Source organism: Salinispirillum marinum (genome assembly GCF_042650105.1).
In the GTDB taxonomy this organism is placed as follows: domain Bacteria; phylum Pseudomonadota; class Gammaproteobacteria; order Pseudomonadales; family Natronospirillaceae; genus Salinispirillum; species Salinispirillum marinum.
Genome location: NZ_JBHSAL010000001.1, coordinates 1,083,958 through 1,099,875, shown reverse-complemented (window position 1 = coordinate 1,099,875; position 15,918 = coordinate 1,083,958). Strand labels below are relative to the sequence as shown.

The window sequence follows — 15,918 nt, the reverse complement described above, 5'->3', positions numbered from 1 at the left end:
TTGTGGCAAAAAATCGAATTGCAGTGATTGGGCTGGGTCGCTTCGGCGCAACGCTCGCGGAAGAGGCACAGAAGAATGGCCTTGAAGTGCTCGTGGTCGACAAAAATGAGCAAAAAGTGAATGACATGGCCGATGAGGTCAGTGAAGCCATCATCGCCGATTGCACCAACCCAAGAGCCATAAAAGCCATCGACTGGCTGCAATTCAAAACCGTCGTGGTGGCCATTGGCAGCGACATTAAGAACAGCTTAATGACGGTCATCAACCTCCAAGAAGCCGGTGTGACCAACCTATGGTGTAAGGTACAAGACCGCTATCATGCTGCTTTGATCACCCGTTTAGGCGTACAGAAAGTGATCAGTCCGGAAGAAGAAATGGGACGTCGGGCCGGACGTACCCTTCGTCATCCAGATATGGCGCAGCAAATGCAGCTGAATGATGCGCAATATGTGGCCGAAATCGACATCTACCAACGCACCTCACGCAGTGACTTTATGCGCGCGGTGAAGCGGCAAGGCATGAACTTACTGGCCGTATCGCGCAAACATAATGGCCACTACGAACCGCTGTTGGAAGCACCGGAATGCTTGTACCCCGGTGACAAGGTATTACTGTTAAGTACGACGGGAGAGGGTTTTGCATGGCCATCACTCATGTCGTCACCCGCTTAAAGTTTTGGGATACCCCCGGTGGTGCATTGCTGCAGTTTTTTGTGGCAGGTGCTGTGGTGGGGACACTGCTGTTGGCCTTGCCCTTCAGCCGCACCACGCCCATTCCGTTACTGGATCTTCTGTTTACCGCCATGTCGGCCATTACGGTAACCGGCTTGATTACCATGGACACCGCCGGGGATTTTACGGCCTTTGGCCAAACCGTCATCGCATTCCTGATACAGGTCGGCGGCCTCGGGTATATGCTGATCGGTACGCTCCTCCTATTGGGTTACAAACAGGGAATTTCCTTGCGTGCCCAATCGACGCTCGGTGTCACGGCGCAATTGAGCGAAAACGTGTCGTTGTTTGTCTTAATTCGTTTCGTGGTGTTGTTCAGTTTGGGCTCGGTCACCTTGATGACCCTGATACTGGCCACGGTTTGGTGGCCGGTTAAGGGTTGGGGAGCATTGGGCTATGGTCTGTTTCATGCCATTTCTGCGTTCAATAATGCCGGATTCGCCCTGTATTCCGACTCGCTAATGTCGGTACCGGGTGGTCAGCCCATTATCTGGTTGCACGCCATGGGGTTTATTTTTGGCGGGCTTGGCTTTGTGGTGGTGTTTGAATGCGTGATGCCAAAAACAGCGTTGAGCATCCATACCCGCATCATGCTGTATGGCACCTTGGGTATGCTCTTATTGGGTACGGTGTTGTTGTTATTTTTTGAACGGAATAGTCCGGTACTGGGCGAAGGCAGCTGGCGGCTTACCCATGCCTTTTTCCAAGCGGCCACGACCCGCACGGCAGGATTTAACTCGGTCGACATCGCCGAGATGAGCCACGCCAGTCAGGCTTTTATGATGATCAATATGGTGATCGGTGCAGGCCCTGGCTCCACCGCAGGCGGTATTCGGTTGACCACCTTTGTGTTGCTACTGACTGGTTTGGTGGCGGCGGTACAGGGGCGGAACAGTACGCGGCTACTCGGACGCACGTTACAGGTTGAACAGTTATTGCGGGCGTCCGGTATCCTCGTACTGACGCTGGCCTTGTTGTCGTTCATGTGCATTTTGCTGTTGGCACTTGAGCCGGAGCTAAGCCCTGTAGCGGTGATTTTTGAAGTGGTGTCGGCCCTGGGTACGGTGGGCCTCTCGCTGGGAATTACCGGCAGCTTGGGTGATCATGGCAAATTGTTGATCATCGTGATTATGCTGGTGGGTAAGGTATCTCCAGTTATGTTGTTTGCGGCGCTGGCCGGGCGTCCTGAGCGGCCACTGCGGTATGCCGGTGGCAACTTAAACCTCGGCTAAGAAGCACTGCGATCCGGCGCATTGGAAAGGGGTGGGTTAAAGCGATAGCCAACCCCGGGTTCGGTTTCGATACACTGCGGCGACAGCCCGTGGTCGGCCAAACGGGCCCGTAAACGGCCGACCAGAATGCGCAAGTTGTGCGTTTGGTCTTGATACGCACGGCCCCAAATGTGGTGCAGTAGATGTTCTTGCGTCAATAATCGGCCGGGATGTTCCACCAACGCTTTTAACAAGGCAAATTCCTTGCGCGAGAGATGAACGGGCTGCCCGGCATAGGTCACCTTATGCTCCAGCGCGTTTAATGCGAATACCCCATCATCATAGCCTTCCTGAACGGTCATTACGCGGTCACGCAGCAGTCGGCGGATGCGTGCGAGTAATTCTTTAACGCTGAAAGGTTTCTCCACGTAGTCATTGGCGCCGTGATCAAGCGCCTCGACTTTATCGTGCTCGCTGGCGCGGACGGAAAGCACAATAACGGGTGTTTGACGTTCCAAACGCAACGTTTTGAGTATGTGTTGACCGTCCACATCCGGCAGGCCGAGGTCGAGTAGAATCAAATCCGGTTGCGCCACCGCAGCTTGTACGAGGCCTTCCTGCCCATTCAGCGCGCTCACCACTTGATACCCTTGCGAGCGCAAACTAATGGCCAAAAAGCGCTGTATTTGCGGTTCATCATCAATGATTAAGATCGTGGTCATGACGTTGCTGCGACAATTCTAGGCATAACGATACGAATACAGGTGCCTGATTCGTATTTTACCGGGTCGAGAATCAACAATTGCCCACCATGCGCCCCGATCATCCCGTTGGCGATGGCTAACCCAAGGCCATCGCCCGCCGCATGGTGGTCACCGCGACCAAGGGTATCAAACCACGCGAGTGCGCGCACCCGCAGCGCCGGTGGTATGCCGGGACCCTGATCAATAACGTCAATTTCTATCGCCTTTGCAGTGACCCGAACATTCAACGTCACTGGTAAATCTTGCGGCGAAAATTTAAACGCATTATCCACCACATTAAACAGTGCTTGTTCGATCAGTGCCGGGTGTACATAGAGTTCAGTGGGTTCGGATGGGACATGAACCTCAAGACGGGTATCCGGCCACGCCTTGTGAACCCGGCGTTCTAGGGCATGAATGAGCGTGTGGATGCCGATCCATTGTCGATCCAAGGCCAGCTCGCCAGTCCCCAAGCGCGTAATGTCCAACAAATTGCCAATGTATTTGTGCAGCCGGTGTGTTTCGCTGAGGATGGCGTCGACCAAGTCTTCCTGATCTTGCTCGGATAAGTCTTGGCGCAGTTCCTTGAGGCTACTGGCGGAGCCCATCATGGTGACCAGTGGAGTTTTTAGGTCGTGTGATAACGACGACATTAAGGCAAACCGCAGTTGCTCGCGTTCGTTCTCGGCACGTTGCGCTAACAATAAACGGTCCGCCTGCAGACTTTTTTCTGTTTGTTCGCGCATCCGTTGCGTTTGTTGGCTAATCAACGCAGCACAGGCTAGAAACACCAGAATGGTGACGATATCAGGCAAGTGCGTCATGGTCAGGCTGCGTACCGGCGCGGTAAAAAAATAGTTAAAACATAGGGCACTGATGAGTGCGCAGACCCAACCCGACCAACGCGGGCCATTGATGGATACCAACACCACACACAATAAGCACAGCAACAGCGGCACAGTGTAGGCTTGGCTATCCAGCCAGCGCAGAGAAAGCAAAGAAAGGGCGATCGGCGCTGCTGTGGAAAATACCGCTGCTGACCCGGCTTTTACGGTTGATGCGTTTTTCATATTGGGCACGACGGCTGTATCATAAGGCGTAGATTGGGGGTCAAAAAATACCCCCTCAGTATAGAACCTAATGCGTAGTAAAAACCATGAGACAAAACTGGCAACAGATTCGCCGCGCGTTTTATAACGGACAACTTCTGGCCTACCCGACCGAAGCTGTTTGGGGGTTGGGGTGTGACCCTTTTAATGAAGATGCGGTCCGTCGGCTGCAAGCGGTAAAAAACCGTTCCGCCGGTAAGGGCCTGATTTTGGCGGCTGGTACTTGGGCCCAACTTGAGCCAGTATTGGCGCACTTGTCGGAAGACGAAAAAAAGCCACTTTACGAAACCTGGCCCGGGCCGGTAACCTGGTTAATACCGCATCCGCCCAGCATGCCGCAGTGGATCATGGGCAATAACGACAGCGTTGCGGTGCGTTTGAGTGCTCATCCCGGCGTGCAGCGCCTGACCAAAGAATTGGACAGCCTCGTGGTGTCCACCAGTGCAAACCATTCCGGAAAAGAGCCCGCACGCAATGCGTTGCAAATTCGCCGGTGGTTTGGCCGTCACGTCCCCGTGGTGATTCCCGGTGCTTTAGGTGGGCAAAGTAAGCCCAGTAGCATCTTCGATTTAAGGACCGGACGGCAATTGCGCTGATGGTCCCCCGTAAGGAAAGTTCATGCAACTTAATGACGTAAAAACGTTTCTGCAACAATTGCAATCGCACATCTGTGCCACGCTTGAAGCGGAGGAAACCGGCGCTACTTTTGCGGCGGATACTTGGCAGCGCCCTGAAGGCGGTGGAGGCATAACCCGCATTTTGGCCGATGGCGATGTGTTTGAAAAAGCCGGAGTCGGCTTTTCCCATGTGTTTGGCCGCGAATTACCGCCCTCGGCCGCGGCGAACAGGCCCGAACTGGCGGGTCGGCAATGGCAGGCTATGGGCGTCTCCTTGGTTATCCATCCGCGCAATCCGTACGTCCCGACCTCACATGCCAATGTGCGCTTGTTTGTGGCCGAAGCACCCGGTGAAGACCCTATCTGGTGGTTCGGCGGTGGTTTTGACCTGACCCCTTACTACGGCTTTGACGAAGACGGCGAACATTGGCACAGGACCGCGCGTGACCTTTGCTTGCCCTTTGGCGAAACGGTTTACCCTAATTTTAAAGACTGGTGTGACCGCTACTTTTACCTACCGCACCGCAAAGAGCCGCGGGGTATCGGAGGCTTATTTTACGATGATCTGCATGAATGGGGTTTTGATACCTGCTTTCAATTCATGCAGGCCGTAGGGCACGGCTATCTAGAGGCTTATTTACCCATCGTACAACGGCGTAAGGACATGACCTATAGCGAACGCGAGCGCGCATGGCAAGCGTATCGTCGTGGTCGTTACGTCGAATTTAACTTACTACAGGACAGAGGCACCATTTTTGGTCTGCAATCCGGCGGTCGTACCGAATCCATCCTGATGAGCTTGCCGCCGAAAGTGGAGTGGCACTACAACCATCACCCCATTCCCGGCTCGGCTGAAGAGCGCCTGCTGGAACACACATTACAACGTAAGGACTGGCTATGAGCACCATGCACTGCGCGGTGATCGGATACCCCGTTGCGCACAGCAAATCGCCACGTATTCACAGCGCGTTCGCCTTGCAGTTGGGGCTCGATCTCGCCTACGGCGCGATAGAAATTACCCCGGGTACCTTTGCCGAGCAGGTACAGAAGCGTTTTCAGGAAGGCTATACCGGCTTGAACGTGACCGTACCTTATAAAGAAGAAGCCTATGTACTGGCCGACGAACTGAGTCCGCGCGCGCGTTTGGCCGCAGCCGTGAACACACTGCACCACACTCCGGACGGTATCGTTGGCCATAACACAGACGGCATTGGCTTAGTGCACGACCTCACCGAGCGCCAGAGCGTCGAGCTGCATGGTAAGCGAATCTTGGTACTGGGCGCCGGCGGCGCCGTACGCGGTGTCTTAGGGCCACTACTGGAGAAACAACCACGAGAGTTGGTGGTCACTAACCGTACGGTCCTTAAAGCCGAGCAACTGCGTGATATTTTTGCACCCTTTGGTCCCATTCACGCCGCCAGTATGGACGATCTATCGGGCACCTTTGATGTGGTAATCAATGGCACCAGTGCAAGTTTGCAAGGTGCGTTGCCTAATATGCCTGCGACAGTGTTAAGGCCAGATACCGTCACCTATGACATGATGTACGGTGCCAATGACACGGCCTTTAATGCCTGGGCCCAATCACAAGGCGTCACCCGTACCCTGGATGGGCTGGGTATGTTGGTATCGCAAGCCGCAGCGGCCTTTACTATTTGGACTGGCTTGACGCCGGATGCCGAGCCGGTGATGACCGCATTGCGGCGCGAACTTACCGCCGTCACCTAGACGAAATTTGGGATTAATCCCTACAGCCGTTAGACTGTCGGTTCTTACACCCCTCAACACAACGACAGGAAACCGCATGAGACCTAGTGGCCGCGCTCTGAACGAACTTCGCACCATCACTTTCGAACGTCATTTCACCAAACACGCCGAAGGCTCGGTGTTGGTCAGCTTTGGCGATACGCGTGTGCTCTGCACCGCCTCCGTTCAAGAAGGTGTGCCACCGTTCATGCGTGGCAAAGGTGAGGGCTGGGTTACGGCGGAATATGGCATGCTGCCACGCGCCACCAACACCCGTAACATGCGTGAAGCCGCCAAAGGCAAACAAAGTGGCCGTACTGTAGAAATCGGTCGGCTGATCGGGCGTGCCCTGCGCAACGCCATCGACATGAAGGCTTTGGGCGAAAACACCATCACCCTCGACTGCGACGTGTTGCAAGCCGACGGTGGCACTCGCACGGCGGCCATTACCGGTGCCTGTGTTGCATTGGTCGACGCCTTACGCCATCTGCAGCGCAATAAAATCATCACAACCGACCCGCTTAAACACATGGTGGCTGCGGTGTCGGTCGGGCTTTACCAAGGCCAACCGGTGTTGGATTTGGACTACGCCGAAGACGCCAATGCCGATACCGACATGAACGTCATCATGACCAGTACAGGTGGCTTTGTGGAAGTTCAGGGCACGGCAGAAGGTGAACCCATGACGCCCGAACAGTTGAACAGTTTGCTGAGCTTGGCAGCGGAAGGCATTCGCACCCTGCTGGACCAGCAAACCCAAGTGCTACGCGACGCCTAGTCGGACGCTTCCGGAGTATTATCTGTATCGTAGAGATAAGCACTGGCGGTTAAGGTTAAGTCGGCACAGGCTTCATTGTTCGGTGCTTGATGGAACCGCCAGTACACCCGATTGCGAGAGCACCACGGTGGTGCGGAGGGCGTTTTGCCCAAACCGTGCCATGCGGTCGAAGTCCGCGTATGGAACAGGGACATAGACGTTGTCTGTCGCCGACGCTTCATCATCATCTTCAATCTCCGGGTCGTGCAGGTATAAATAACGTTCATCTGCGGCCGAAACGACCACCCAATGCGGGGCTTTCTCGCGGGTGAAGCGGTAACTGCTGATCAGCACCAGCGGAATCGCACCCTGCATCACCCATTGAGCCAGGGTTGCCGCATCCGGCACCTGGGTATGAATCGGAATATGTTGTGCCGCCAATTCGGCAACAAAGGAATCATGCACCACCTCCAACACCGCTTTTTTGTCGGGATTCCGTACGCCTTCGGTGAATAATGGCCCGCTGTTGTTCACAAACAAATCCACGGTATAACCGCGTCGCCCAGCCGCAAGCGCTAACCCGTGAGGGCTGCAGCCACCGTGGCCCGAGGTCATAAAGATGGTGGTGGCTTCGCGCCAGAGCTGCAGCTCGAACGCCCGGTCAAAAGCCAGTTCCGGGGTTAGGGCGCGCATCGCCATCATCAATGAGGCCGGGCCGCAGGTAAATTCAGTGGTTTGGGCGTAAAACGTAATGGGGGTAACGGCGCGGCCCTGAAAACGGTGGATGCGCTTTTCAAAGCGTAACGCTGGGCTGTGGTCTTCATAATAGTCGTCTACGGCACCAAATTGACGGTAATTCATGGCCTTATACAGCCGTAAGGCCGACGCATTATCCTGCCGTACTTCCAAGCGCATGTGAATACAACCATGCTCATCAGCGGCTTGTTCGGCATGTTGCATCAGCACGCGACCTAAGCCTAAACCCTGGGCCGCCGGGGAGACGGCCAAGGAATATACCCGCGCCAGCGCCGTGCCCCGACGGTAAAGCACCAGTACATAGCCCAGCAATTCGCCGTCCCGCTCCGCCAGCCAGCAATCGGCGGTGTCACGTTGAATCAAGCGCCGAAAACTGCGTTTACTTAACCGGTCGGTTTGGAAACACTGTTGTTCTAAGGTCGCTAACGCCCCGATATCGGCGCTGGTGGCTTGCCGAAGTGTTGGGTGGGCTACCGCAACGGTCGGGGTTGGGGAAACGGTATGGCGCTGAGTCATTTACTCACCTATGATTACGGCATCACAGTAGATTACGCTGTGCTGATGTAGAAAAACATCCTGCTTATTCATTCATTTTTCGTCAAGGCAGATTCATGGCCGATTTACTCATTGTGGTCGACAAACTGAAAGACTGGAAATCCTATTATCCGACCGATAATGTGGTGACCTTTCAGGATTACTTAACCCAACCGGAAGGCAGTCGCCCCACCGGAACGCGGGTGTTGAACCTGTGCCGCAAATACCAATACCTGAGTAATGGCTATTACTGTTCGTTGCTCGCTGAGGCGCGCGGGCAAAAAGTGCTACCCAATGTGCGTACCTTAAACGACCTCGGCCGTAAGGCCATCTATAGCTTGCAAATGGATGACCTCAACAGCACCTTGAAAAAGCTGAGCCAGGACAATGCGCTCTCGGACGTACGGCAGGTAGAGGTAGCCTTTTACTTCGGTCAGTCACCCATAGAAGCGCTGGCATCCCTTGGCCGCCAGTTGTTTGAACAATTTTCCGCGCCGATTTTGCGTGTGGTGTTCGAGCAGGATTCCGCCAACGCTTGGCATATCCAAAATTTGAAAGCCGGTGCGTTGTACCAACTGGCAGAACATGAAGAAGATGCTTTCGCTCAAGCTTTAGACCAATTCAGCCGCAAAGTGTGGCGTAAACCACGTTCGCGGCGCAGTGCACGCTACGATCTGGCCATGTTGGTGGACCCGAACGAAGCCATGCCGCCGTCGGACCGCGTGGCGCTGAAAAAATTCATCGCAGCGGGCAAACGGTTGGGCATCGACGTTGAAACCATTGGCAAAGCCGACATTGGCCGCTTGGCTGAATTTGACGGCTTGTTCATCCGCGAAACCACCGGCATCGACAACCACACTTATCGTTTTGCTAAAAAAGCCGAAAGCGAAGGCATGGTGGTGATGGACGATGCAGAATCCATTCTAAAATGCACCAACAAGGTGTACTTGGCCGACCTCTTAGCTACCCATAAAGTGCCTGCCCCGGCGACCCGCATCATCAGTAAAGACCGCCCGCAGGACTTGGCCGCCGCCGCTGAAGCCTTGGGTTACCCCTTGGTGTTAAAAATTCCCGATGGCAGCTTTTCGCGCGGTGTGGTGAAGGTAAAAGATGAAGCGGAATTTAAAGCGCAAACGGCGGCGCTTTTCAAACGCTCGTCGTTGTTGTTAGCGCAAGAGTTTATGTACACCGACTACGACTGGCGCATCGGCGTGCTGAACGGCAAACCCATTTTCGCCTGCCAATACTTCATGACCAAAGGCCATTGGCAAATTTACAACCACCAAAGTGGTACCGGCAAAGTCCAAACCGGCGGGTTCCGCACCATGGCCGTGCATGAAGCGCCGCCCAAGGTGGTGAAAGCCGCTGTTAAAGCCGCCAGCCTCATTGGCAACAGCCTGTATGGCGTCGACTTGAAACAAAGCGGTGACAAAGTCGTGGTGATTGAAGTGAACGACAACCCGAACGTAGATTCCGCCGTGGAAGACAAGTTCCTCGGCGATGAACTCTATACCCTCATCATGGAAGAATTTTTACGGCGCTTGGAGTTGAAGCGTACCGGGAGCCGCCGCTGATGTTGAGTTTGTTTTTCACCACCTGGATACAGTTTTTCTTTCTGTTCGCCCCGTTCTTTGTAGTGTCGATGTTTCTGGCGCTGACCAAAGGCGACAGTGCCAACGAAAAGCGCCGTATCATCCGCCGGGCTATAGGCTCGGCTGCGGTTATCGTGGTGATACTGTTCTTTTTCGGCACGGCCTTGTTTGCCATGTTGGGCATTACCTTGGATGCGTTTCGGGTGGGTGCTGGGATTCTACTGTTCTTGTCGGCGGTGAGTTTGGTGAGCAGTGGCGAGCGCAGTCACGCCACCGATTTACCGCAGTCCAGCGGCCCGCGTGATGACGTTGCCGTCGTGCCCTTAGCGGTTCCGACCATTATTGGACCAGCCACCATCGGGGCAATTTTGGTCATTTCGGCCGACCTACCCACCTGGCTGGAAACCTTCGTCGGTTTGCTGGCGGTGTTTGGCGCGTTAGGTGCCTTAATGGTATTGCTGTTGCTGGCCTCGAGCATCGAGAAGATTCTGGGCAAAACCGGCCTGAACATCCTCAGCAAAATCACCGGCTTGGTGCTGGCGGCCATGGCGTCGCAGATTGTCTTTACCGGGGCGCGCAATCTGTGGTTTGGGGTTTAGCGCCAAGGGTAGAGGTGTTTTTTAATAGATGACGACTTCGTGAAATACGCTGTTCTTGTGCCGAAACAACGCAATTCGTAAGACTTCATGTCGCCGGTATGGTCAGAAGTATCAAAGTTGCTGCAAAAGAATACGATTTAAATGGAATCGCTTAAGCGCTTGATGTCATCGCTTTTCGATAGTCTGTTGGAGTAGATCCCACCTGACGAGCAAATTCCCGATGGAAGTTTGATTTCGTTTGAAAACCAGCTTCTAGGTATATTTCTGACACTGGTTTGTTCGACTGTTTCAGTAGTTTTTTAGCTTCTTCTATACGATACCCATTTATCCAGTGCGAGAGATTTCTTCCCTGGTTTTGATTTACTGCGCTCGATACTAGGCGACCCGGAATACCGGCCTTTCTTGCTAGACGGTTCAACGTTAGGTTAGGATCCAAAAACAATTTCTGTTCGCAGATTACGTCCTCTAAAAGAGAAATTATATGTTTTGCATCCTCACTAGAAAGTTTGTTTGCTCTTGATCCTTCTAGTTTATTTTGCTGCATCGAGTCTGCTTGAGTATTTGCACCTATCCAAACTACCGCCAACGCTAGTACTGGTAGCATGATGATATGACCCATAGATAGGAAAAACATTGAATAAGCACCGTCCCAAAAGATGAAATTCAATGATATGGCGACGTCCACCAGTGCAGTTGCCAACAGAGCCAGACTTGCCATTTGGGTATTAAATCTTGCAAGTGAGAGGTTGGTTAAAGGAACATTTTCCGGTGTATGTCGTTCCGACCTTGCTGCGCGCCAAAACGCTGTCGCGTAGAAGATGTAGGCGGTCATAAGCATAAGATCAATAGATGGCATCCACACTGCAGGCGCTAAAGACTTTACTGTTATGGATACTGGAATAATCCCATGCCACCAAGTCAAAGGTCGACCAGTATAGGCACGAGAAAAGACCCACCAAGCCATAACCGGAATAGCAGAAGCAGCAATAGGTTGGATGGTCCGAAGAATAGACCAATCCATTAACCAACGGAGGCCCACCAGCGTCGTCGTGGCTGCACACATGACCAGAAAGTATGCGGCCATATGTGTTGAACCGGTTCGGTGAACGAATATATTTCCGGCTAAAACAAGTAAAAGGATTGAAAGCACAAAAGGCAGAGGAATGGAAAGCATATAGAGAATTTCTGCATAAATGTGGGGAAATTATGTCCTAAAACAGCTTTTAGAACATCCTAAATCCTGTTCCAAGACGCATAAACTCGGCATCTCCGTCATGCTGAGGTCGAATCCATTCGAGAACGAGTTTATCTAATGAAAAAAGCTATACAGGCTCTGAATAAAACCGGACTGACAATTGCAATACTTCTTATTCCGGTCTTCATGTTGGCAGATGCGGCAGGTATATATGAAAACTCTGTATATGCTCCGCACCATGAGAAGGTAATGAATTATGCCGTTTGGTACCCAGTCTCTGAGCAAGAAATTACACAGCCATTCGGCGGCAATGCCGTATTTTTGCCCTATCAGGTGGCGCAAAATGCACCTATTAAACAAGGTCGATACCCTTTGATATTAGTATCACATGGGTTAGGAGGGCACTATGGTGCACAGGGTTGGTTAGCCTCCGCCTTGGCTCGTTCAGGCGCAATTGTCGTAGCTGTAAACCACCCCAATAGCACAGTTCTTGATTTTGATATGCGGGCTGGGCTCGAACACTGGACACGAACCCAGGATTTAAAATTGGTGTTGGACGCCATATTGAAGGATCCAGATTTTTCATCCTTGATTGACTCGACTCGAATATCTGTCGTTGGCTTCTCATATGGAGGTTGGACAGCACTTTCTATGGCAGGCGTTCGTGGCAATCTGGCAGGATATGTCAATCATTGTTCGGAACAAGCTACACAACACTGTAATGATATTCAGCGTGTAGGCATCGATTTAAACTCCTTGCACGAAAAGCATTGGGATGGATACTACGGTGACGCACGGATAAGCCAGGTAGTAGCGATTGATCCCGGTCTGACGTTCGGCATAGAGTCTGGAGATGTGGCAACACTCAGCGCTGATGTTCTTCTAATCCAGCTAGGGCGCGGTAAGGATCGATTAGATGCCACCAATATAGGCGTCGATGGTAGCGGTTTTTCTGCGCTTTTACCTTATTCAGAGATGATTGAAATCGCACCTGCGTACCACTTTTCAATGTTGCCACTTTGTACTCCTGCCGGTTCGCTCATTCTTGAAGAAGAAGGTGAGGATGCGGTGTGTGATGATCCTGAATACTCGAACCGCGAAGACATACATTTCCAAGTACAGTCTGCTGTGATTGACTTTCTGACCCTGAACGAAGGCCAAATAAAAAACTAAGCTCAACCTGTCTTGAACCCAAAAACCCGCCTTCATGGCGGGTTTTTTTTGCAGTGATTTTGAAAATACCCTAAACCAAAGTGCAGGTTTTTGTGTATCTTAAACAACAGAATAAAAAATGGCCGCCCAGCCAGAGTACGTCATTCATCGTTCAAAGGGGTCTGTTCATGTCACTGCGTAAAGCGTCCGTTCATTATGGGGTAGTCTTGTTTTGTCTGCTGGTTGGCCTACTGGGGTCGAATGCGGTGCTGGCCGACGAACACGAATCGGTCGACATCATCAAATCGCATGCCTTTGCGGTGCGTGGCGAAGCCAAATATCCGGCTGATTTCGCCCATTTCGAATATGTGAATCCGGAAGCCCCCAAAGGCGGTAGCATGCGGCTGGCCACCACGGGCGGCTTCGACAGCTTTAACCGCTATGCGCGTCGGGGTGAGTCCGTTATTGGTGCCGATGGCTTGTACGATACCTTAATGACCACCAGCAGCGATGAAATCAGTGTGTACTATGGCCTGATCGCGGAATTCATCGAGTATCCTACGGATTATTCTTGGGTGAGTTTTCACATCAACCCGGCGGCTCGTTTCCATGACGGCACCCCGATTACCGCGCAGGATGTGGTGTTCAGTTTTAACAAATTCTTTGAGCAAGGCGTACCGCAGTACCGCTCCTATTATGAAGGGGTCACCGATGTAACGGCCGTATCCGACCAACAGGTGATGTTTCGCTTTGCGGAGCCGAACAAAGACTACGTTTCCAGCCTGGCCAGCACGGTCGTACTGCCGCGCCATTTCTGGGCCGAGCGAGATTTGGGCGAACCCTTAACCGAACCGCCGTTATCGAGCGGCCCGTACCGCATCAGTGATTACGCCATGGGCCAATACGTCACCTACGAGCGGGTGACGGACTACTGGGCCGCGGATCTGCCGGTGCGTAAAGGCACCAATAATTTTGATACCTTCCGCTACGACTATTACCGCGACAGCACCGTAGCGTTAGAAGCCTTTAAAGCCGGTGAATACGATTTCCGGCAGGAAAATGTCGCCAAACAGTGGGCCGAAGACTATGTTGGCCCGGCCTTAACTCGCGGCGACATTAAAATGGAAGAACTGCCGCATGAAATTCCGCAAGGCATGCAGGCCTTCTTGTTCAATACCCAAAACCCCCTGTTCCAGGATCGTCGAGTACGCCAAGCCATCAATCTGGCGATGGATTTTCAGTGGCTCAATCAGAACATCTTTTATGGCGCCTATTCTCGCAACTACAGTTACTTCCAAAACACCGAATACGAAGCCAGTGGCCTACCCTCCGAACAGGAGTTGGCGATACTCGAGCCCTATCGTGACCAACTGCCGCCCGAAGTGTTTGGTGAAGCCTATCGGCCGAACGTCACCGATGGCTCCGGCACCTTGCGCAGTGAAACGCGGCAAGCCTTGGGTCTATTGCGCGAAGCCGGATGGGAGCTACGCGACCAACGTTTGGTGAACAGCGAAACCGGCGAGCCGTTTGAATTTGAATTGCTGCTTTATACACCGACCTTTGAGCGGGTGGCCTTGCCCTTACAGCGTAATTTGGAGCGTATGGGCATCACCATGACCATTCGGGTGATCGACACCGCACAGTATTTGAATCGTACCCGCGAGTTTGACTTCGATATGGCGATGGGTGGCTACAGTGCAAATGCCTACCCGGCTTCGGGTATGCGCATTGCGTGGCGCTCGGATTTCATTGATTCCTCGTGGAACCGTGCCGGTGTGCAAGACCCGGTGATTGATGCCCTGATCGACGGCATTGTGGAAAATCAGGAAAACGAAGAAATGCTCAAAGCTTACGGTCATGCGTTTGACCGGGTGGCGATGTGGAATTTCTACGTCATTCCCAATTGGTACAATGATTCCTTCTGGATAGCGACCTGGGACAAATTCGATCGCCCCGCCATACGGCCTAAATACGCCATCGGAACGGAAACCTGGTGGCAGGACAACGAAAAAGCGGCCCGGTTGCGTCGCTGATGTGCCGGTATCGGGTGAGCAGCATAGGAGCGCGGTAACCGGATGGGCGCCTATATTGTCCGGCGTTTGTTGTTGGTGATCCCCACGCTGCTGGCGATCATCACGTTGAACTTCGCTATCATCCAAATCGCCCCCGGTGGCCCGGTTGATCAGGCCATTGCGGGTATGATGGGGATGGATTTTTTCAACGCCACTGACCGTTTTTCTGGCGGTGGTTCCGAAGTGCAACAAGCCACCACGCCCAGTGATGAACAAGGCACTCGCACGTCGCGCGGCGCACGCGGCCTGGACCCGGCGGTGATCGCTGAAATCGAGGCACAATTCGGTTTCGACAAACCCTTCTGGCAACGTTACGGCATTATGTTGAAGGATTACCTGACCTTTGACTTCGGTGACAGCTTGTTTCGTGCTCGTAACGTGATTGAGTTGATTGTGGAGCGCCTACCTGTATCAATTTCGTTAGGGCTCTGGTCGACGCTCATCATCTACATCGTATGCATTCCCCTCGGCATTGCTAAGGCCGTGCGTCACCATTCCAAGTTTGATGTGTGGACCACCTGGGTGGTGCTGGTGGGTTATGCCATTCCAGGGTTCTTGTTCGCAATCCTGCTGATCATCCTGTTTGCCGGCGGCTCGTACTGGAATATCTTCCCGTTGCGCGGTCTGGTTTCCATCAACTTTGCCGACCTGCTGTGGTACGAAAAAATCCTCGACTATTTCTGGCACCTGACGCTGCCTGTGCTGGCTATGGTTATCGGAGGCTTTGCCACCCTGACCATGCTGACCAAGAATTCCTTTCTCGATGAAATCAACAAACAGTATGTGATGACTGCGCGGGCCAAGGGTGCCACTGAGAAGCGCATCCTTTATCGGCATGTCTTCCGTAACGGCATGTTGATCATCATTGCCGGGTTCCCCGCCGCCTTCATCAGTGTGTTTTTCACCGGCTCCTTGCTGATTGAAGTCATCTTCTCGCTCGATGGTTTGGGCTTATTGGGGTATGAAGCTACATTGCAGCGTGACTATCCGGTGATGTTTGGCACCCTGTATATGTTTGGTTTGATGGGTTTGCTGATGGGCATCATCAGTGACCTCGCCTACACCTGGGTCGATCCTCGTATCGACTTCGAAGCGAGGTAAGCG

Annotated in this window: 15 protein-coding genes; 11 read left to right on the top strand and 4 right to left on the bottom strand. The window is 53.0% G+C overall.

Annotation, left to right across the window (positions count from 1 at the left end):
• The first annotated feature begins 2 nt into the window (after positions 1-2).
• Positions 3-671: a potassium channel family protein gene (locus ACFOSD_RS05135; protein ID WP_380692810.1), complete on the top strand. Its 669-nt coding sequence runs from the start codon at positions 3-5 to the stop codon at positions 669-671.
• Entirely contained in the window at positions 641-1,963 is a 1,323-nt protein-coding gene (locus ACFOSD_RS05130; RefSeq protein ID WP_380692812.1) for a TrkH family potassium uptake protein, read from the top strand. Before ACFOSD_RS05135 ends, ACFOSD_RS05130 begins: the two co-directional genes overlap by 31 nt.
• Here ACFOSD_RS05130 and ACFOSD_RS05125 read toward each other — a convergent pair.
• Both ACFOSD_RS05125 and ACFOSD_RS05120 read right to left on the bottom strand, forming a co-directional pair.
• A complete protein-coding gene (locus ACFOSD_RS05125; RefSeq protein ID WP_380692814.1) occupies positions 1,960-2,664 on the bottom strand; it encodes a response regulator transcription factor in 705 nt (234 codons plus the stop codon). The genes ACFOSD_RS05130 and ACFOSD_RS05125 overlap by 4 nt on opposite strands.
• A complete protein-coding gene (locus ACFOSD_RS05120; protein ID WP_380692816.1) occupies positions 2,661-3,755 on the bottom strand; it encodes a sensor histidine kinase in 1,095 nt (364 codons plus the stop codon). The genes ACFOSD_RS05125 and ACFOSD_RS05120 overlap by 4 nt, the downstream gene beginning before the upstream one ends.
• Positions 3,756-3,841: 86 nt before the next feature.
• Here ACFOSD_RS05120 and ACFOSD_RS05115 point away from each other — a divergent pair, with 86 nt between their 5' ends.
• The 4 genes from ACFOSD_RS05115 (at position 3,842) to rph (ending at position 6,935) form a co-directional block, all read left to right on the top strand.
• Positions 3,842-4,390: an L-threonylcarbamoyladenylate synthase gene (locus tag ACFOSD_RS05115; protein ID WP_380692819.1), complete on the top strand. Its 549-nt coding sequence runs from the start codon at positions 3,842-3,844 to the stop codon at positions 4,388-4,390.
• A 22-nt stretch (positions 4,391-4,412) separates the two neighbouring features.
• Positions 4,413-5,312, top strand: coding sequence for an oxygen-dependent coproporphyrinogen oxidase (gene hemF, locus ACFOSD_RS05110; protein ID WP_380692822.1), 900 nt, complete (start codon positions 4,413-4,415; stop codon positions 5,310-5,312).
• A complete protein-coding gene (aroE, locus tag ACFOSD_RS05105) occupies positions 5,309-6,139 on the top strand; it encodes a shikimate dehydrogenase (RefSeq protein ID WP_380692824.1) in 831 nt (276 codons plus the stop codon). Before hemF ends, aroE begins: the two co-directional genes overlap by 4 nt.
• 76 nt (positions 6,140-6,215) lie before the next feature.
• Complete coding sequence (rph, locus tag ACFOSD_RS05100; protein WP_380692826.1) at positions 6,216-6,935, top strand: ribonuclease PH; 720 nt, start codon at positions 6,216-6,218, stop codon at positions 6,933-6,935.
• Between the two features lie 72 nt (positions 6,936-7,007).
• Here the strand turns inward: rph and ACFOSD_RS05095 are convergent, their stop codons facing one another.
• Positions 7,008-8,186, bottom strand: coding sequence for a peptidase C39 family protein (locus tag ACFOSD_RS05095; RefSeq protein WP_380692828.1), 1,179 nt, complete (start codon positions 8,184-8,186; stop codon positions 7,008-7,010).
• A 95-nt stretch (positions 8,187-8,281) separates the two neighbouring features.
• Between ACFOSD_RS05095 and ACFOSD_RS05090 the strand changes: the two genes are divergently transcribed.
• Both ACFOSD_RS05090 and ACFOSD_RS05085 read left to right on the top strand, forming a co-directional pair.
• Entirely contained in the window at positions 8,282-9,778 is a 1,497-nt protein-coding gene (locus ACFOSD_RS05090; RefSeq protein ID WP_380692830.1) for a RimK family protein, read from the top strand.
• A 2-nt stretch (positions 9,779-9,780) separates the two neighbouring features.
• On the top strand, positions 9,781-10,395 hold the full coding sequence (locus tag ACFOSD_RS05085; protein WP_380694946.1) for a MarC family protein: 615 nt from the start codon (positions 9,781-9,783) through the stop codon (positions 10,393-10,395).
• Positions 10,396-10,546: 151 nt separating this feature from the next.
• On the opposite strand, the gene ACFOSD_RS05080 is transcribed toward ACFOSD_RS05085, so the two are convergent.
• Complete coding sequence (locus ACFOSD_RS05080; protein ID WP_380692832.1) at positions 10,547-11,569, bottom strand: helix-turn-helix domain-containing protein; 1,023 nt, start codon at positions 11,567-11,569, stop codon at positions 10,547-10,549.
• A gap of 138 nt (positions 11,570-11,707) precedes the next feature.
• Here ACFOSD_RS05080 and ACFOSD_RS05075 point away from each other — a divergent pair, with 138 nt between their 5' ends.
• The 3 genes from ACFOSD_RS05075 (at position 11,708) to ACFOSD_RS05065 (ending at position 15,915) form a co-directional block, all read left to right on the top strand.
• On the top strand, positions 11,708-12,763 hold the full coding sequence (locus tag ACFOSD_RS05075) for an alpha/beta hydrolase family protein (RefSeq protein ID WP_380692834.1): 1,056 nt from the start codon (positions 11,708-11,710) through the stop codon (positions 12,761-12,763).
• Between the two features lie 167 nt (positions 12,764-12,930).
• Positions 12,931-14,775 (top strand): extracellular solute-binding protein, encoded by a 1,845-nt coding sequence (locus ACFOSD_RS05070; RefSeq protein WP_380692837.1) that lies wholly within the window; start codon positions 12,931-12,933, stop codon positions 14,773-14,775.
• Positions 14,776-14,817: 42 nt separating this feature from the next.
• Complete coding sequence (locus tag ACFOSD_RS05065) at positions 14,818-15,915, top strand: microcin C ABC transporter permease YejB (protein WP_380692839.1); 1,098 nt, start codon at positions 14,818-14,820, stop codon at positions 15,913-15,915.
• The last annotated feature ends 3 nt before the right edge of the window (positions 15,916-15,918 follow it).